Raw genomic sequence first — 18,227 nt, forward strand, 5'->3', positions numbered from 1 at the left:
TATGGCGCCAAATGGCGCCATAACTTTACTTCTGGATCAATTCAGAAGAGGTAGCAAAGTGCTTCGTAGGTCAGATCGAGTGGCTATAGCAGTTTTGGGCTTGATTTCAGGGACAATTCTTTATGCCATTTGGACGGATTATCGGCCTGACCTATATTTTGATTCTCTAAATCGTCGTCTCGCGCAGAATTTCATTTGGGATTGCGACAATTGTGCCCCTCGCGGAAGCTCAAGAGGATTGTCGCTAATCCCCGAGCATTTCGAAAAAGGGATGGCGTTGTCTGAAGTAGAAGACAGTTTGTTTTCTTCAGGATATGAAATTGAGAACGCTGGCACAAAATCCGAGTATCAGCTGGAGCATGACCCTCAACACGGCAAAGAATATCTTGTGAGTCGTTATAAACTTGATATCGGACAACTCATGTGCACACGAGACTTCATGATCTATGTGGCATCAAATCAAGATAGAAAAGTTGAGAAGATAATTGGATATAAGACTTGGGCATGTCTTTAAAATACAAGTTGTAATATTGGTGTACTAAACCAAGAAGGCAAAGATTATGAGTGGTGAAAAACTCCCCTCCCAACGCCAATTGCGCGTGGGTGAATTGGTGCGGCATGCTGTGTCGAGCTTTTTGTCTCGTGATGAAGTGATGGATGACGATTTGGTCGGTGCCTTTATCACGGTGCCAGAAGTGCGCATGTCGCCAGATTTGAAATTGGCCAAGGTCTATATCATGCCCTTGGGCGGCAAAAATGCCGAAACGGTGGTGGCTGCGCTCAACCGGAATAAGAAATTTATTCGTGGGCAGGTGTCGCCGAATATTGATCTGAAATATGCGCCGGATTTCCGCTTCTTTGTGGATGACACATTTGATGAAGCCGGACGGATTGACGAATTATTGCGTTCAGATCGGGTCGCGCGCGATCTCGACCATGACGACGAAGACGATCAAGATTACTAAACGCATCAAGGTGTTATGTCGCAGCAAAAACGCGTGAAACGCGCCATTTCCGGCTGGCTCATTCTCAATAAGCCTTATGATATGACTTCTACCCAGGCGGTGGGGAAAATCAAATGGTTGTTTGAGGCCAAGAAGGCTGGTCATGCGGGCACGTTGGACCCTTTGGCCACCGGTATTTTGCCCATTGCCCTTGGGGAAGCCACGAAAACCGTACCCTTTGTGCAAGATGGCACCAAGATTTACGAGTTCGATATCGCATGGGGCAGCGCCACCACCACTGACGATGTGGAAGGCGAGGTGATCGAAACCTCCGATCACCGCCCAACCGAAGCAGAACTCACAGACATATTGCCGTGTTTCACGGGAATCATTACCCAAATTCCCCCGGCCTTCTCCGCTATCAAAATTAATGGCGAGCGTGCCTATGATTTGGCGCGCGCTGGCGAAAAACCTGACATGCCGCCGCGTGAGATTGAAATTGAAGCCCTTGAGGTTTTGGCGCATGGCGCAGAAATCTCCACTTTGCGCGTCACCTGCCAAAAAGGCACCTATGTGCGGGCATTGGCACGGGACATCGCCAAAAAGCTGGGCAGTGTGGCCCATGTGTCGCGCTTGCACCGCGCCGCCGTTGGCCCATTTACACAAGATGATGCGGTGAGCATTGAATATCTTGAAGATTATGCTGATAGCATCAGCCGTGATCAGGCGCTGCGACCAATCGCGGATGCGCTGGGGCATTTGGACGAGGTGAGCCTTGACCAAAAGCAAGCCCAAGCCGTGCGCATGGGCAATCCTGCTTTGTTGTTGGGGCGCAATGCGCCGATCAGCCTTGAGGTGGCCTATGCCACTCATAAAGGCGATGTGTTGGCCATTGGCCGAGTGGAAAAGGGGCAGTTTAAGCCGAGCCGGGTGATTTTGCCCGATTCCGCTCAACGCAATTGAAGTCTTTTCATTTGCGGCAAATTCCTATATACACCCGCGCAACCGCCTTTGCGGGAAAACGACCCTGTGCTGGACGACATCTCGGCGCAAGGTGACCTTTAAGCCTTCATTTTAGAAAGGATTGGCCGATGTCGATTACGCCTGAGCGCAAAGAAGAATTGATTAAAGAATATGCCACTAAAGCAGGGGACACTGGTTCTCCTGAAGTGCAAGTTGCAATTCTGTCAGAGCGCATCTCAAATTTGACCGAACACTTCAAAGACCACAAGAAAGATAACCACTCTCGTCGTGGTCTTTTGAAAATGGTTAGCCTACGTCGTCGTTTGCTTGACTATGTTAAGAACAAAGACGTGGCACGTTACCAATCGCTGATTGAGCGTTTGGGCTTGCGTCGCTAAGGCAAAGACTTGATGTGGAGGGCTTTACGCCCTCCATATTGTTTGAACGAAAGGAACAATGCCGGAGCAGGATCGTCGGACGCTTTTTCTTCGTGGCAGCCATGCCAATTAAAAGCGCCTTGCCATCTTGCTTGCTGGTTTGTTCCTTTAAAAAGATCAATGGCGACAGGCTGCGTTCACCAAGGGTGAACGAGCATCTATCGCCTATTTAAAGGACTAAAAATGTTTGATCATCATAAAGTTGAATTGAACTGGGGCGGCCAACCGCTGACCCTTGAAACTGGTAAAATGGCCCGTCAGGCAGACGGTGCCGTTGTGGCAACTTTGGGCGAAACTGTTGTTTTGGCCACTGTTGTTTCTGCCAAAGAAGCAAAAGCGGGCGTGGACTTTTTTCCACTGACCGTGAACTACCAAGAAAAATTCTATGCTGCAGGTAAAATCCCTGGTGGCTATTTCAAGCGTGAAGGGCGCCCAACTGAAGCCGAAACATTGATTTCGCGCTTGATTGACCGTCCAATCCGCCCGCTGTTCCCAAATGGCTATAAAAACGAAACCCAAGTGGTCATCACTGTGTTGCAGTATGATTTGGAAAACCAGCCAGACGTTTTGGCCATGGTTGCCGCTTCAGCAGCACTGACCATTTCTGGCGTTCCATTTATGGGCCCAATCGGCGCTGCGCGTGTGGGCTATGTTGATGGCGAATATGTGCTGAACTTTGCACCAGAAACCGCTGCTGACAGCAAGCTGGATCTTGTGATGGCCGGTACGCAAGACGCTGTGTTGATGGTGGAATCAGAAGCCAAAGAATTGAGCGAAGACGTGATGCTCGGCGCGGTGATGTATGGCCACGAGCAAAGTCAAAAAGTCATCGAAGCGATCATCAAATTGGCTGAATTGGCAGCAAAAGAGCCACGCGAATTCACCCCTGAAGATCATTCAGAACTTGAAGCAGAAATGCTGAAAGTGGTGGAAGACGATTTGCGCGCTGCTTACCAAATCACTGAAAAGCAAGCACGTTACGAAGCTGTAGACGCGGCGAAAGCCAAAGTGAAAGATCACTTTGCGCCTGCCAGCGAAGAGGAAGAAGCCAAATACACTGGTGAGCAAATCGGTGCGGTGTTCAAATCTTTGCAAGCCAAAATCGTGCGTTGGAACATTTTGGACACAGGTCGCCGTATCGACGGCCGTGACCTTGAAACTGTGCGTCCAATTGTTTCAGAAGTTGGCGTATTGCCACGTACACACGGTTCTGCCGTATTTACACGTGGTGAAACACAAGCACTTGTTGTGGCCACATTGGGCACAGGCGATGATGAGCAATTCATCGACAGCCTAGACGGAACCCGCAAAGAAAACTTCATGCTGCATTACAACTTCCCTCCATATTCTGTGGGTGAAGCTGGCCGCATGGGTGGCACAAGCCGTCGTGAAACGGGCCACGGTAAATTGGCATGGCGCGCCATCAACCCAGTGCGTCCAAAGGTAGAAGATTTCCCTTACACATTGCGTGTTGTGTCTGAAATCACTGAATCAAACGGTTCATCTTCAATGGCCACCGTTTGTGGCACCTCATTGGCCTTGATGGATGCTGGCGTGCCGTTGGCGCGTCCGGTTTCTGGCATCGCTATGGGCTTGATTTTGGAAGGCGAGCGCTTCGCAGTATTGTCTGATATCTTGGGTGACGAAGATCACCTTGGCGATATGGACTTTAAAGTGGCTGGTACTTCTGAAGGCATCACATCGCTGCAAATGGACATCAAGATCGCCGGTATTACCGAAGAGATCATGAAAACAGCCTTGGCCCAAGCCAATGGCGGCCGTTCGCATATTTTGGACGAAATGTCCAAAGCGCTTGACGGTGCCCGTGAAGAATTGGGCGAATTCGCGCCACGTATCGAAACCTTGCAAATCCCAACGGACAAAATCCGTGAAGTGATTGGCGCAGGCGGTAAAGTGATCCGCGAAATCGTTGAGAAAACTGGCGCGAAAGTCGACATTGACGACACAGGCACCATCAAAGTTTCTTCTTCAGATGGCAAAGCCATTGAAGCAGCTGTGAAATGGATTAAATCCATCACAGATGAGCCAGAAGTTGGCGAAATCTACAAAGGCACTGTGGTGAAAACCGTAGACTTTGGCGCTTTCGTAAACTTCTTCGGCCCACGCGACGGCTTGGTGCACATTTCTCAATTGGCGGATAAGCGCGTTGAGAAAACCACAGACATCATCAAAGAAGGCGACAGCGTTTACGTGAAGCTGATGGGCTTTGACGACCGCGGCAAAGTGCGCTTGAGCATGAAAGTGGTTGACCAGGAAACTGGTGAAGAAATCAAAAAGGAAGAAGAAGCTGACGAATAGTCGGTTGCCTTTAACCTAATCAAAGCCCGGCCAGTTTCGTCTGCGCCGGGCTTTTTTGTGTCAAATGCGTTCAATAGCTGACGATTTTGCTGACCCGCTTTGCTGCAGCGCTTTTGAATACGACTTTGAAGCAAAAGCCGAACCGGGATTGTTCAGTTTGGCAAACCCCATCCACAAAGCCAACTTTGCCGTGGGTGGCCACGTTGAAAATCTCAATATCTTTGGGCAGGTCCCGTGCCTTGGCCGCCGCGATAATATCGTCGTGGCCTTTCACAAGATGATCCACTTGCTGCTGCCAAACCGCGTCCGCTTCAACAATTTCTCCAAGCGAGGGATGGCCCGCGCCTAAGATAAAGAGGCAAAAATCCACCATCAATTGGTTCTTTGGCGAATTGTTGCAATCGGGTGGGTAGCTGATGGTGGGGTCGGCCAATGAATTATCCTTTTTGATCCGGCAACACCCGGTGTGGCGGTTGGTGACCATCTAAAAATGTGCGGATATTCACAAGCACGGTTTCGCCCATTTCAATCCGGCTTTCCAGCGTGGCTGAGCCCATATGGGCGGTCAGCACAACTTTATTGGCCCGGGCCAGCTCCAGCAATTCGGGATTGATCGGTTTATGATGCTCAAAAACATCTAGAGCCGCGCCGCTGATCTGGTCGCTTTGAATGGCTTTGATCAAAGCGTCTTCATCGATCAGATTGGGCCGCGCCAAATTGACCAGAAACGCATCTGGCTTCATGCGGCCAATATTATCGCGATTGATCAGGTGTCGCGTCGCTTTGGTAGAGGGGGTGTGCAGGGTCACAATATCCACCTCAGCCAACATCTCCTCAAGATTATCCCAATAGGTCGCGCCAAGTTCATCTTCTAGGCTTTCTGGGCGCTTGGAGCGGCTATAATAGTGAATGTTCAAGCCAAAAGCTTTGGCGCGGCGGGCCACGGCGGTGCCAATGCGGCCCATCCCCACAATACCCAATTTTTTGCCAGAAAGACGCCGGCCAAGCATCCAGTTGGGGGACCAGCCGGGCCAAGATCCATCTTTAAGCAGCACTTGGCTGCCCTCAACAAGCCGCCGTGGCACGGCGAGGATCAGCGCCATGGTCATATCGGCTGTGTCATCGGTTAAAACGCTTGGCGTGTTGGTGACGGTGATGTTGCGTGCGGCGGCGGCATTTACGTCAACATTGTCCACCCCATTGCCAAATTGAGCAATCATGCGCACACGATCCCCCAACTGGTTGATCACATCAGCGTCTAAATTGTCGGTAATGGTGGAAACCAAAACATCACAATTTTGCGCCGCCTCAATCAATTGTTGGGTGGTAAAGGCCTTATCTGCTGTGTTAAATGCCACATGAAACAACGCGGCCATGCGCTCTTCAACTTGTATGGGCAATTGCCGCGTAACCACTACACGGGCGTTCGTGTGAGGCATAAATTCCCTTTCAACCCGAACACGCGCACTCGGTGGGAAATGAACCACATAAAAGAGTGACGTTTTAGCCTAACATTAAGGTGTCTTTGCCTATTTGCGGGGTAAAATATCGAGCCTTGGTCCCAATAACAAGAGATGAAATAGAGATGCGTTTTTTTGCTGTTCCATCCCGCTTCAAGTTCAAAGCATTTTGGCTGGCGCTTTGCGCCCTATGGCTGGTGGTCACCCCGTCTTTCGCGCAGCAAACAGGCCCTTCCGGCTTGCCTTTGCCGCGCTTTGTGTCTCTTGGCTCTGCCAAAATCAATGTGCGCCATGGACCCGGGCAAAAATATCAAGTGGCTTGGATTTTCACCCAGTCCGGACTGCCGGTCGAGATTATTCAAGAATTTGATACTTGGCGCAAAGTGCGCGATTCGGATGGCGATGAAGGCTGGATACATCAAAGCCTTTTGTCAGGCCGCCGCACCGGCATCATCGCCCCGTGGCTGAACGAACAATCGCAAGCGATTCCGCTTTACGCACGTGCAGATCGGGGCGCACCATTGCGGGCGCAGTTGGCGCCAAAAGTGTTGGTGAATGTGCAAGAATGTGCTGAAAGCTGGTGCGAAGTGTCAGGCCGTTTTCAGCCAGAAGGTGAAAATGCCAGCGCGATCAATTTCAAAGGCTGGGTTGAACAGCAATTTGTCTGGGGCGTTTACGCTGACGAAGAGTTTGACTAAGCCGAAAGCGGTTTAGTTTTCGCGGCGCACCCGCACCACCACATCCACATGTGAAATCTTCATGCCTTTCGGTGCATCCGGAAGGCCTTGGATCACAATCTCATTTGAAGGAATGTCGATCACGCGATCTTCATCTTCAATATAGAAATGGTGGTGGTCAGACGTATCTGTGTCGAAATAGGTGCGGGCCGCATCCACAGTCACTTCGCGCAACAGGCCCGCATCTTTAAATTGACGCAACGTGTTGTAAACCGTGGCCAAAGAAACGGCGACACCGCTTTGGTCCGCTTCCGCGTGCAAGGCTTCCGCGCTCACATGGCGATGGCCATTGCCATAAATCAAATCTGCCAAGGCCAAACGCTGCCGCGTTGGGCGCAAGCCGGCCATTCGCAGCACGGCGGTTAAGCACGGGCCCCGAGAACTTGGCTGACGAAAGCTAGATTTTTGCAACTGGTCCATTCACACTCATCCCAATTTGGTTCAAGCGCACTATAGGCGCGTCCCACAAGGGGTTCAACAAAATCCCATGTACAAGATTAACACCCATATTGCAACAAATCCGGTGCATTGCGCCCCTAAAAGCCTAAAGCGACAGGCTGCCACGCAAATAAGTTGTTGCAGATCCAACTATATGGACGCGGTCGCCGACCAATCGACAGGTCAAATTGCCACCCCTGCTGGAGGCCTGAACCGCGTCTAATTCGGTCTTGCCCAATTGCTCGGCCCAAAAGGGCACAAGGCTTGTGTGGATAGACCCGGTCACTGGGTCTTCATCAATGCCGCCGCCGGGCAGAAAATAGCGCGACACGAAATCGACCTTGTCGCCTTTGGCGGTAATCACCACACCCTCGGTGCCCAGCTTGGCCATCGCCAACAAGTCTGGCTCAAATCCGCGTACACTGGTTTCATCTTCAAGCTGCACAAAATAATTCTCATAGGATTTGAAAATGCGGATCGGCGTTGCCGCAAAACTCGGCCCAATTTCGTCCGGCAACGCGTCTAAGACCTCAAACCGCACCACGGGAAAATCCAGCCGATAGCTGGGCGCGCGCTCATCATCTTGTGCCAAACTCACGCCCAATGCGCCAACCTGACCGTGAAACTTCAACGGCATCGACGCTTGATATTCACTATGTAGAATGTGTGCGCTGGCGAGTGTTGCGTGGCCACAAAAGCTGACTTCATGGGTTGGGGTAAACCATCTTATGTCCCAGCCATCCTCTGCTTCGCGTTTACGCACAAATGCGGTTTCTGAAAGATTGTTCTCCATGGCGATGCGCTGCATCAGTTCGGCATCCAGCCAATCATCCAACACCATCACCGCAGCAGGGTTGCCCTTGAACAACTGATCGGTGAACGCATCAACTTGAAAAATTTGCATAGTGATTCCCTGTTTGTGAATTCAGCCACAGCGCCATTAGAAATTGGTCGCATGATGACGAGGAAGAATGGGACTGGCAACGCAATAATGCGTAAAAAAGCCGGGCAATTGGCCTGTTTGGGCTTGGCCTTCCTTCCCGCGCCCTATATGGGTTAATCAAATGCAATAACTTTGCGCAACGACCCAAAAATGCTATTGGACAATCAAGTTTGTTTTTGGGTTACACACAATTGGCAATGCCGTGCAGGTGTTGCGCGAAATGAGAATAAGGGAAAAAGGGCTTATGACAGAGCGCGCCCATCAGTTTAGTTACGATGATTTGATTTTGCATGGACGCGGCGAACTGCCTGGGCAAGGTGACGCCAAGCTACCAGCGCCGCCAATGTTGATGTTTGATCGCATCACCAATATCGATTCCGATGGCGGTGAATTTGGCAAAGGTAGCGTAACTGCCGAGTTGGATTTGAACCCAGACCTTTGGTTCTATCAGTGCCACTTTATCGGCGATCCGGTGATGCCAGGCTGTTTGGGCCTTGATGCGCTGTGGCAAATGATCGGCTTTTTCCTCTCATGGTCAGGTTCGCCGGGCCGTGGCCGCGCTTTGGGCGGCTCTATTAAATTTGTTGGCCAAGCCACAAATGACAAAAAGCTGCTGCAATATCATGTTGATATTAAAAAGCACATGCGTGCGCCTTTGCCATTTGGCGTTGCCAATGGCTGGGTAAAAGCTGACGGCGAAATCATTTACAAAGCCGAAAATTTGCGTGTGGGCCTGATCGGCCTAGAAGACCAATAGGCCTAACCGCATCACACGAGAGTGTAAGAGGACAAAATGAAACGAGTTGTCATCACAGGCATGGGGATTGTTTCCTCCATCGGCAATAACCGCGCAGAAGTTTTGCAAAGCTTGCGCGACGCAAAGCCGGGCATCACCCGCGCAGAAAACCATGTGAAATATGGCTTCCGCAGCCAAGTGCATGGGGAACCAACATTGGATCCGTTTTCTGTGTTGGATCGCCGCACAACCCGCTTTATGGCACGGGGCGCCGCATGGAACTATATTGCCATGCAAGAAGCAATTGAGCAGGCCGGTTTGGAAGAAGAAAACATCTCCAACCCACGCACAGGCATTGTGATGGGCTCTGGCGGTCCTTCAACCGAAACATTGATCAATGCGGCAGACATTACCCGCGAAAAAATGAGCCCGAAACGCATTGGGCCATTGGCCGTGCCTAAAGCTATGAGTTCAACAGCTTCTGCAACTTTGGCCACTGCGTTTAAAATCAAGGGTGTGAACTACACGATCACCTCTGCTTGCGCGACGTCAAAGCACTGCATCGGCAATGCCTATGAGCAGATCCAAATGGGCAAGCAAGACATTGTTTTTGCGGGCGGCAGTGAAGATCTTGAATGGTCAATGTCCAACATGTTCGACGCGTTGGGCGCAATGACCTCAAAATATAACGACACGCCAGAAGTGGCCTCCCGCGCTTATGATAAAAACCGTGACGGTTTCATCATCGCTGGCGGCGCAGGCGTGATGGTGTTGGAAGAATATGAGCACGCCAAAGCACGTGGCGCGAATATTCTGGCTGAAATTGTGGGCTACGGCGCCACATCTGATGGCTATGACATGGTGGCGCCATCTGGCGAAGGGGCTGAGCGCTGCATGCGCATGGCGCTGGAAACTGTGAATTGCCCGATTGATTATATCAACCCGCATGCCACTTCCACGCCAGTTGGCGACATCAAGGAAATTGAAGCGATTCGCGCGGTGTTTGGCAATGAAGACAAATGTCCGCCATTGTCCGCCACCAAATCTCTAACCGGCCACTCTTTGGGTGCTGTTGGGGTACAGGAATCAATCTATTCCGTGATGATGATGAATGAAGGCTTCTTGTGCGAAAGCGCCAACATTTTTGAACTCGACCCAGAGTTCGAAGATATGCCGATTTTGCGCGAGCGTCGTGATAATCAAAATATTGGCTGCGTCATGTCCAACTCATTCGGCTTCGGCGGCACCAACGCAACGTTGATTTTCAAGCATCCGGACGCATAATCTGCATATCGCGCTGCGCTTGCGCTAGGCACCAATCGGCGGGGGTGCCGGGGTAGTGAGCGTAGCGAACGACGGCGGCGCGAAAAAAAGCCGCGGGTGCCGGGGACGGACACGAAGTGTCCGGTGGCGGCGAAAATAATAAAGGGGCCAACGGGCCCCTTTTTCTTGCCAACGCGGCAACCCTTCGGTTACGCCCATCAGTTCGAGGAAAATCATGACCGACCCAGTTTACGCCATTGGCGATATTCACGGCCAGTTGGAGCAGCTACACAAAGTGCTCGACAAGATCGAACGCGATGGTGGGTCAAATGCAAAGATTGTCTTTCTAGGTGATTATGTGGATCGTGGCCCCAACAGCAAAGACGTGATCGAATTGTTGGCCGACGGGGTAAAGTCCGGCAAAAATTGGCATTGCATTTTGGGCAATCATGACCGGATGTTTTCCATGTTTATGGAAGATTATCCGCGCACCGATTATCGGCTAAAGCCAGGTTATGACTGGTTTCATGAGCGCATTGGCGGCGTGGAAACCCTCGCGTCTTACGGCATTGATGCGGATATTGATCGACGTATTTTCCAATTGCATGAAGATGCGCAAGAGGCGGTGCCACAGCACCATCTGGACTTCATTAACAATTTGCCCCTCACGCTCACCACAGGTGAGTTGCTGTTTGTCCATGCAGGCATTCGCCCCGGCGTGGCCCTAGAGCAGCAAACAGAAGATGATTTGGTGTGGATCAGAGAGGGCTTTTTGGATGACCCGCGTCCACATGATTGGCTAATTGTGCATGGCCACACCACAGTGCCCGAAGCCACACATTATGGAAACCGCGTCAATCTTGATTCAGGTGCAGGCTATGGCAAGCCCCTAACAGCGGCCGTATTTGAAGGATCAGAAAGCTGGGTTTTGACCGATAACGGTCGGGAAGCGCTTAAGGCAGAATAGGCGCGACTGAAGCCGCGCCCTAATCCTTAGCTGGCAAAAACGCCATCCATATTTTTGAAGCCTTTAACTTCAATCGGGTTGCCGCATGGATCAGTGAAAAACATGGTCCATTGTTCGCCCGGTTCGCCCTCAAACCGCACTTGTGGAGGGATGATAAAATCCACATTGGCGCGCTTAAGGCGTTCGGCCAATTTCTCCCAATCCCCATGTTCAAGAATAACACCCAGATGCGGCATCGGCACTTTGTGGTCGCCCACAATGCCGGTGCGCGCCGTTTTAAACGGCATGCCCACATGCAGTGAAATTTGATGGCCAAAAAAGTCGAAATCAACCCAACTTTCGGCACTGCGGCCTTCATGGCAACCAAGAATTTCGCCATAAAAATACCGGGCCACGTTGAGATCGGTTACGTGATAGGCCAAGTGGAAAATCGATTTCATAAGGGACAACCTATCTTTTAAAGAATAAGCGCGATTGTTGTGATTTTTGGTCCAACCGTCAAGCAAAGCCTGTTGATTTGGTTGAGCTTTTCTTAGCGCGCTAGCTGGCCAACATGGCTTCAATTTTTTCCTGCACGCTCAAGGCTTCCTGTGGCGTGGCCAAAAGATGGTCTTTGCCTTCAATCATGCGTGCAAAATGGTCGAGCTGCGCATGCAGGCCATCAAGGCGGGCATTGGCACCCGGATCAACAATTTGAGTAAAGCCCTCGCCATCAGTGACCCATAGCTCGCTGAATTGCCGCACGGAAAAGCTTTGCTTTTCGCCTTTGATGAAAATCTCCTGCCGGTCAGGTTGCGCGCCGCCGACACTGGCGAAAATATTGAGCTTTGTGCCTTTCTCATTGGTCAGCCGTGCCGCCAAATTGGTTTCGCACAACTCATCATCGGGATAGTCGACATGCGCCCAATCCAATTGCACACGCCCCATCACTCGTTCGGCAAAAAACATAAAGTGCGAAATCACTTCCCGGGTCATGCCGCCTTCGGCGCGAAAGCGCAGCCAATCGGCTTTTACTTGCCAAGCGCGGGGCCATTGGGCGTAGGAGACGAATATATCGATGCCCGCAAGTTCGCCCATCTCGCCGGATATTGCCGCAGATTGAACATGCGCCAACGCCGCGCCAGTCGCCTGCACGAAGTTCACTGCTGTCGGCAGCTGTGCCGCCTCTAAATGGTGCACCAATTCGCGGCTGGCGGCTACATCCGTACCGAGCGGTTTCTCCAAAAATAAAGGCTTGCCCAAGTCAGCCGCATATTTGGCGTATACATGTCGTGGCGCTGGTGGGCAGGCGAGATAAATCAAATCCACCGCATCAATCGCGGCTTCAGCCGTTGCGGGAATATTGGCGTGGGGGGCAATGTCTCGCGCGACGTGTTGTGCCGCTTCGCTCGGGTCCCACATGTGGGTCACTTCAAATGCCGGATAAGTGCTCAACGCGTGCAACATGCGTTGGCCCATAATGCCCAATCCGATTACGGCGATTGTTTTGCTCATCTCGCTTACCCTTTTTTTGAGGCAACGATAATCAAGCTTTGGCGCGGCGTCGATATTTCATTTTGCTGGTGCTGGCATTCAGCCCATCATAAACCAGCAACTCGCCCACCAAAGGGGCGCCGACCTTTGTGATCAACTTAATTGCTTCAAGTGCTTGGAGACTGCCAATAACCCCAGTAATTGGCCCCAATATGCCGACTTCTTCGCAAGAAAATTGCGCTTCATTCTCTGGCGCTGCGGGATAGAGGTCGTCAAACGACGGATTATCATCCTGATAAGGCATAAAGACCGTCAGATTGCCATCAAACAGGGTGACTGCCCCCGCGACGAGCGGTTTTTGGTGCTGAGCGCACAGATCCGCGACCAGCTTGCGCGTCGCAAAATTATCGCTGCCATCCAGCACCAGATCGTAGGTGCTGATCAGCGCATCACCGTTGTCAGCTGTCAGGCGCATTTGATGAGTGTTCACGGTAATATGCGGGTTGAGGTCGGCAGCAAAGCGCTGCGCTGAAGCCACCTTGGCGATTCCCTCATCTGATGTGCGATGCACAATCTGGCGCTGCAGATTGGAAAGCGAGACATGGTCATCATCGATGATGCCGATGGTGCCAATGCCCGCCGCCGCCAGATAGGCAAGGGCAGGACTGCCCAAACCACCAGCACCAATGATCAGCACTTTCGCTGCTTTAAGGCGCTGTTGCCCAACCCCGCCAATGCGTTTCAACACAATATGGCGGGCATAGCGGGCGGTTTCTTCAGCGCTTAAGGACATAAATTAAAGCGGCACCACAATAAAGCGACGATCCGGCCCCTCAAATCCGTGTGCCCAAACTGAAACCAGCAACACAGCATGGTCAAGACTATAAGACTGGAAGGGCATAAACACCGCTGATGGGCGATAGGTGATCGGGCAACCGCGCGATTTTGGGATATGCCCATCTTCATAAATGCGGTCCGTATTGCCGTCCAAATCGGTCAAGTTCACCGCAAAACCCATCGGCTCTTGGCCCATATAATCGACACAAGGTTCTGTAGACGGGGCCTTAAAAATATCGAGGGCGATTTCATACATTTGATCACGCGGTGCAGGACCCATAAAGCCCGGCACGTTAAAGGCGATGCGTGTTTCATCAATTTCGGGCTCGCCATCTGCTTGGAAGGCGATCATATCTGCTGGGGTGACAATGCCATAGGCTTCCAGATCAGCAAATGCTTGGCTGGCGGCCTGCGCACGGATCACATGAAGCGGGGTCATTTCCTCTTCTGACCGCACGCGATAAGGTGAGCCTTCCACCCATTTATCTTCTGCAATATCAATAAGATAGATATTTGAATAGGCAAAGCCGGAGCCATCCTGGACGCCAAATTCTTCAAAGGCGAAATAGCGACCATCTTCTGAATAGCCAATGGCATTCAGCAAGGCGCGATCACCCGCAAGGGCGGTGGAAATAAGTGTCAGGAAAATTGTTGCGACCAGCGCAAGGCGAGAAAGTGGAGTAGACAAGGTCATTCGAGCACCTCTTTGCAAAGCGTGCCGCCTATGACGACACCCCAGTTGAACCAAACCCGCCCGCACCTCGATCAGTGCTAGACAGAGATTCTGTCTTTATCATGACCACTTTTTCAACCGGCGCAATCACCATCTGCGCAATGCGGTCACCGCGATTGATGGTGAAGGGCGCTTTCCCATGATTGATCAAGATGACTTTTAGCTCGCCGCGATAATCGGCATCCACCGTGCCGGGGCTGTTGAGAACGGTCACGCCAAACTTGGCTGCAAGGCCAGAGCGGGGCCGAACTTGTGCCTCATAGCCATCGGGCAACGCGATGGAGAGGCCAGCCGGAACCATGTTAAATTCGCCCGGTTCAATAATCATAGGTTCATTCTCAGGCACCGCTGCGCGCAGGTCTAAGCCCGCCGCGCCAGATGTCGCCTGCTGCGGTGCCTCAAGCCCTTCGCCATGGGGCAAAACTTTAAACTGAACCTCGACCATCATGCTCCCTTAAATTCTTTTGCAATAAGGTCTGCCAGCTTTTCAGCCACGCCTTTTTTGCTCATCTTGTCCCATTCTTGCGGCTCATCTGAGCGGAAGAATATAATCTTGTTCTGGTCACCGCCAAATGTGCCCATCTCAGGGCTCACATCATTGGCCAACAGCCAATCGCAGCCTTTGCGTTGCCTCTTGGCGCGGGCATGTTCAACCAGCTTTTCGGTTTCCGCCGCAAAGCCCACCACCAATTGAGGACGTGTCGCTGCGTCCAACTGGGCAACAGACTTTAAGATATCCGGGTTGAGCACCATCTGAATGCTGGGCGCAGCCGTTTCGCCGGGTGTTTTTTTGATCTTTTCGGCACCCGCTTGCGCTGGCCGCCAGTCGGCTACGGCGGCGCAGAAAATCGCCCCATCAGCCGGCAAGGCTTGATGCACCGCATCATACATATCTTGCGCGCTGCCAATGGTAATCGCATTCGCGCCCACGGGCGGCGGCACATCTGATGCGCCATAAATAAAGCTCACCTTCGCGCCACGGTCTAAAAGACTTTGAGCGATAGCCGTGCCCTGCTTGCCGGAGGAGGCGTTGGAGATAAACCGCACCGGATCAATCGGCTCACGTGTGCCGCCGGAGGTGACGATAAAATGCTTGCCCTTAAGGCTTTGGCCTTTGTCAAAATAGGCGCAGATTGCGTCAAAAATTTCTGGCGGTTCCGCCAATCGGCCTGGGCCAAATTCACCACAGGCCATGCTGCCTTCAACCGGCCCCAGAAATTGCATGCCATCAGCTAGCAATTGGCGATAATTGCGCTGGGTTGCCGCCGATTCCCACATGCGCACATTCATCGCGGGGACGACGATCACATCCTTATCTCGCGCCAAAATCGCTGTGGATGCTAAGTCGTCGGCAATGCCGTGGGCCATCTTGGCCATAAAATTACCAGTCGCCGGGGCCACCACAATCAAATCCGCGTCGCGCACCAGTTCAATATGGTTGATCTCAGCTTCGCGGCTGAGGTCAAACAATTCGGTTAGGGTCGGCTTGCCTGAAACGGTGCTGGCGGTCATCGGCGTCACGAAATTCTGCGCCGCGGCCGTCATCAAAGGCTGCACCTCTCCACCTGCTTTGCGGATCAAACGCATCACATCAATCGCCTTAAAGGCGGCAATGCCCCCGGTGATGATCAATAAGATTTTGCGGCCTTCAAGCATAGATGTTCCCTCGTTTTTAGAACAATAGGGTTTTCAACGCCGCTGCGGCAACCAAAACCATCAAAATTGTGCTAAGGGCGGCAAACCATCGCTTCATGAAAAACGGCGTGTTTTGCTTTTGCTGCTCTGCATCTTCCAGCATTTTTTCATAGCGGTTCAGCAGGTCTGGCAGTTTTTTCGCCGCCAGCAAGAACTCGTTACCTGTGGCAATTGCATCTTTGATGATCCCTTCCGGCCCCACCTTGCGCTTCACCCATTCCGAAACGATTGGCTCTGCTGTGGTCCACATGTTCAACTCTGGGTCAAGCGAACGGGCCACGCCCTCCACCAGCACCATATTTTTTTGCAACATCACCAGTTCAGTGCGAGTTTGCATATTGAACAGCTCGGTCACATCCATCAATTGGGTGAGCACTTTTGCCATGGAAATTTCATCAGCAGAACGGCCTACCAGCGGTTCGCCAATGGCGCGCAGCGCCTGGGCAAAATCATCAACAGACTGATCTTTCGGCACATAGCCAATATCAAAATGCAATTGCGCAATGCGCTGATAATTGCGGGTGATAAAGCCATAAAGAATTTCCGCGAGAAATTTCTGCTCCTCCGGCCCAATACGCCCCATAATGCCGAAGTCAACCGCCCGCACAGTGCCATCATTGGGGGCCACAAACAGATTGCCCGGGTGCATATCCGCGTGGAAAAAACCGTCGCGGATCGCATGGCGCAAAAAGCTTTGTAGCAAATCTTTGGCGATCTTTTTGCGGTCCAGCCCGGCAGAGTCGATTTTGGCATGATCGCGGATGGGAATGCCATCCATCCAAGAGGTGACCATCACTTCTTTCGAGGTTTGCGGCCAAACAACAGTTGGAATTTCAAAGCCCGGATCGTCGGCGATGTTCTCATTCATTTCCGAAATGGCCGCCGCTTCCAGCCGCAAATCCATCTCTAAAAATGCAGAACGCTCCAAGGTCTTGATCACATCAAGCGGGCGCAAACGCCGCGACTTCGGCACAAACCGTTCCGCCAAGCTGGCCGCGGCACGCATAGAGGCAAGGTCTTTATAAAAACGCTCTTCAATATCGGGCCGCAACAATTTAACGGCAACCTTTTGCCCATCAATATAGGCCTCATGCACCTGTGCAATGGAAGCGGCGGCAATGGGGTTAGAAACCTTGTCCAGCCTATCCGCCGCACTGCCTAGCGCAGACTTTAAAATCTGCGGCACCAGCTTTTGGTCAAAGGGCGGCATTTGATCCTGCAGCCCTTGCAGGTCGCCAGACACATGGGCGCCCACAATGTCGGGCCGTGTGGCCAGCATTTGCCCCAATTTCACATAGGTCGGGCCGAGTTTTTGCAACGCTTTTGACAGGCGCTCTACCCGCCCGGTCTTGCGCACAGAGCGCCGTTCAATCAGCCGTGCCAATTTGATCGCGCGGGCCGCCGGGCCTTTAATACCTTGCCCTTCTGTGACGGAAAGCGCACCTTCGCGGGCCAAAACATAGCCAGCGCGAACCAAGCGAAAATAGGCTGAAATGCTCATAGATGCGGTGCCTATCTAATTTTCCAAGCAGAATGAATGGTGGCGATGTTGCCGGTGAGCGGCGTGTAGCTCACATTTTCAAACCCGGCTTCGCGGATCATTTGCGCAAACGGCTCTGGCTTTGGAAATTTGCGAATGCTCTCCACCAAATATTGGTACGGGTCGCCATCGCCTGTCACCATCTTGCCCATGGGCGGGATCAGATGATCAGAGAAAAGGTCATAAACCTTATCAAGCCCCGGCACATCTACGGTTGAAAATTCAAGCACCATCAAGCGACCGCCGCGTTTCAACACCCGATAGGCTTCGCGCAAGGCCCGATCAATCTGCGGCACATTGCGAATGCCGAAGGCGATGGTATAGGCATCGAACTTCTTGTCTTCAAACGGCAGCTCTTCCGCATTGGCTTCCACAAAATCAACGCCATCCTGATAGCGCCATTTCTTCGCCCGTTCCGCGCCCACGCGCAACATATCGCTATTAATGTCTGACACAGTGACGCTTGCATTGCCGTGTGAAGCAGACATAATGCGCTGGGCAATATCGCCCGTGCCGCCCGCCATATCGAGCACATGATAATGATCATTGCCAGATTTTGGTGGCGCCAGCTTGGCCACAAACGCATCCTTCCACACCCGGTGCATGCCGCCGCTCATCATGTCATTCATCAGATCATAGCGGTCGGCCACCTTGTGAAACACATCATTCACAAGCCCTTGCTTTTCGCCCAAAGGCACTTCGCGTTCACCGAAATGTGTGGTTTGTTGTGCGTCAGTCATTT

The 18,227-nt window shown here is 52.0% G+C and carries 21 protein-coding genes; 9 read left to right on the top strand and 12 right to left on the bottom strand.

The features are described from left to right. Window positions 1–79: 79 nt before the first annotated feature. The 5 genes from ATL17_RS14720 to pnp all read left to right on the top strand — a co-directional run bounded on the left by ATL17_RS14720 (window position 80) and on the right by pnp (window position 4,663). On the top strand, window positions 80–514 hold the full coding sequence (locus ATL17_RS14720) for a hypothetical protein (protein WP_133573570.1): 435 nt from the start codon (window positions 80–82) through the stop codon (window positions 512–514). A gap of 46 nt (window positions 515–560) precedes the next feature. Beyond that, window positions 561–965: a 30S ribosome-binding factor RbfA gene (rbfA, locus tag ATL17_RS14725; protein ID WP_133573571.1), complete on the top strand. Its 405-nt coding sequence runs from the start codon at window positions 561–563 to the stop codon at window positions 963–965. Window positions 966–980: 15 nt separating this feature from the next. After that, the gene (gene truB, locus ATL17_RS14730) at window positions 981–1,907 is read left to right on the top strand and encodes a tRNA pseudouridine(55) synthase TruB (protein ID WP_133573572.1); all 927 of its coding nucleotides are present in this window, start codon (window positions 981–983) and stop codon (window positions 1,905–1,907) included. A 128-nt stretch (window positions 1,908–2,035) separates the two neighbouring features. Next, window positions 2,036–2,305 (top strand): 30S ribosomal protein S15, encoded by a 270-nt coding sequence (gene rpsO / locus ATL17_RS14735; RefSeq protein ID WP_133573573.1) that lies wholly within the window; start codon window positions 2,036–2,038, stop codon window positions 2,303–2,305. Between the two features lie 222 nt (window positions 2,306–2,527). Continuing rightward, complete coding sequence (gene pnp / locus ATL17_RS14740; RefSeq protein WP_133573574.1) at window positions 2,528–4,663, top strand: polyribonucleotide nucleotidyltransferase; 2,136 nt, start codon at window positions 2,528–2,530, stop codon at window positions 4,661–4,663. Window positions 4,664–4,733: 70 nt separating this feature from the next. On the opposite strand, the gene ATL17_RS14745 is transcribed toward pnp, so the two are convergent. After that, window positions 4,734–5,096, bottom strand: a complete 363-nt coding sequence (locus tag ATL17_RS14745; protein ID WP_133573575.1) for a hypothetical protein — start codon at window positions 5,094–5,096, stop codon at window positions 4,734–4,736. Between the two features lie 4 nt (window positions 5,097–5,100). Beyond that, window positions 5,101–6,102, bottom strand: coding sequence for a 2-hydroxyacid dehydrogenase (locus ATL17_RS14750; RefSeq protein WP_133573576.1), 1,002 nt, complete (start codon window positions 6,100–6,102; stop codon window positions 5,101–5,103). A gap of 146 nt (window positions 6,103–6,248) precedes the next feature. Here ATL17_RS14750 and ATL17_RS14755 point away from each other — a divergent pair, with 146 nt between their 5' ends. Beyond that, window positions 6,249–6,821, top strand: a complete 573-nt coding sequence (locus ATL17_RS14755) for an SH3 domain-containing protein (protein ID WP_133573577.1) — start codon at window positions 6,249–6,251, stop codon at window positions 6,819–6,821. A gap of 12 nt (window positions 6,822–6,833) precedes the next feature. On the opposite strand, the gene irrA is transcribed toward ATL17_RS14755, so the two are convergent. Then, window positions 6,834–7,280, bottom strand: coding sequence for an iron response transcriptional regulator IrrA (irrA, locus tag ATL17_RS14760; RefSeq protein ID WP_133573578.1), 447 nt, complete (start codon window positions 7,278–7,280; stop codon window positions 6,834–6,836). A 124-nt stretch (window positions 7,281–7,404) separates the two neighbouring features. Beyond that, window positions 7,405–8,202: a PhzF family phenazine biosynthesis protein gene (locus tag ATL17_RS14765; RefSeq protein ID WP_208111222.1), complete on the bottom strand. Its 798-nt coding sequence runs from the start codon at window positions 8,200–8,202 to the stop codon at window positions 7,405–7,407. A 283-nt stretch (window positions 8,203–8,485) separates the two neighbouring features. Between ATL17_RS14765 and fabA the strand changes: the two genes are divergently transcribed. From fabA to ATL17_RS14780, 3 genes are all read left to right on the top strand, one after another. Further along, complete coding sequence (fabA, locus tag ATL17_RS14770) at window positions 8,486–8,998, top strand: bifunctional 3-hydroxydecanoyl-ACP dehydratase/trans-2-decenoyl-ACP isomerase (RefSeq protein ID WP_133573580.1); 513 nt, start codon at window positions 8,486–8,488, stop codon at window positions 8,996–8,998. A gap of 36 nt (window positions 8,999–9,034) precedes the next feature. Next, window positions 9,035–10,261 carry a beta-ketoacyl-ACP synthase I gene (gene fabB / locus ATL17_RS14775; RefSeq protein WP_133573581.1) on the top strand — a complete coding sequence of 409 codons (1,227 nt, stop codon included), beginning with the start codon at window positions 9,035–9,037 and terminating at the stop codon, window positions 10,259–10,261. 214 nt (window positions 10,262–10,475) lie between these two features. Further along, entirely contained in the window at window positions 10,476–11,207 is a 732-nt protein-coding gene (locus ATL17_RS14780; RefSeq protein WP_133573582.1) for a metallophosphoesterase family protein, read from the top strand. 26 nt (window positions 11,208–11,233) lie between these two features. On the opposite strand, the gene ATL17_RS14785 is transcribed toward ATL17_RS14780, so the two are convergent. The 8 genes from ATL17_RS14785 to ubiE form a co-directional block, all read right to left on the bottom strand. Beyond that, window positions 11,234–11,647 (bottom strand): VOC family protein, encoded by a 414-nt coding sequence (locus ATL17_RS14785; protein WP_133573583.1) that lies wholly within the window; start codon window positions 11,645–11,647, stop codon window positions 11,234–11,236. Window positions 11,648–11,747: 100 nt separating this feature from the next. After that, window positions 11,748–12,701 (bottom strand): Gfo/Idh/MocA family protein, encoded by a 954-nt coding sequence (locus tag ATL17_RS14790; protein WP_133573584.1) that lies wholly within the window; start codon window positions 12,699–12,701, stop codon window positions 11,748–11,750. Window positions 12,702–12,732: 31 nt separating this feature from the next. Then, complete coding sequence (moeB, locus tag ATL17_RS14795) at window positions 12,733–13,473, bottom strand: molybdopterin-synthase adenylyltransferase MoeB (protein ID WP_133573585.1); 741 nt, start codon at window positions 13,471–13,473, stop codon at window positions 12,733–12,735. A gap of 3 nt (window positions 13,474–13,476) precedes the next feature. After that, entirely contained in the window at window positions 13,477–14,211 is a 735-nt protein-coding gene (locus ATL17_RS14800; RefSeq protein WP_133573586.1) for a DUF2259 domain-containing protein, read from the bottom strand. A 28-nt stretch (window positions 14,212–14,239) separates the two neighbouring features. Continuing rightward, complete coding sequence (gene dut, locus ATL17_RS14805; RefSeq protein WP_133573587.1) at window positions 14,240–14,698, bottom strand: dUTP diphosphatase; 459 nt, start codon at window positions 14,696–14,698, stop codon at window positions 14,240–14,242. Beyond that, window positions 14,695–15,906 (bottom strand): bifunctional phosphopantothenoylcysteine decarboxylase/phosphopantothenate--cysteine ligase CoaBC, encoded by a 1,212-nt coding sequence (coaBC, locus tag ATL17_RS14810; RefSeq protein WP_133573588.1) that lies wholly within the window; start codon window positions 15,904–15,906, stop codon window positions 14,695–14,697. Before coaBC ends, dut begins: the two co-directional genes overlap by 4 nt. A 16-nt stretch (window positions 15,907–15,922) precedes the next feature. Beyond that, window positions 15,923–17,446, bottom strand: a complete 1,524-nt coding sequence (ubiB, locus tag ATL17_RS14815; RefSeq protein ID WP_133573589.1) for a 2-polyprenylphenol 6-hydroxylase — start codon at window positions 17,444–17,446, stop codon at window positions 15,923–15,925. 11 nt (window positions 17,447–17,457) lie between these two features. Then, window positions 17,458–18,225, bottom strand: a complete 768-nt coding sequence (gene ubiE / locus ATL17_RS14820) for a bifunctional demethylmenaquinone methyltransferase/2-methoxy-6-polyprenyl-1,4-benzoquinol methylase UbiE (protein ID WP_133573590.1) — start codon at window positions 18,223–18,225, stop codon at window positions 17,458–17,460. Window positions 18,226–18,227 lie beyond the last annotated feature (2 nt).

It is taken from the genome of Maritalea mobilis, assembly GCF_004363175.1.
GTDB lineage: Bacteria > Pseudomonadota > Alphaproteobacteria > Rhizobiales > Devosiaceae > Maritalea > Maritalea mobilis.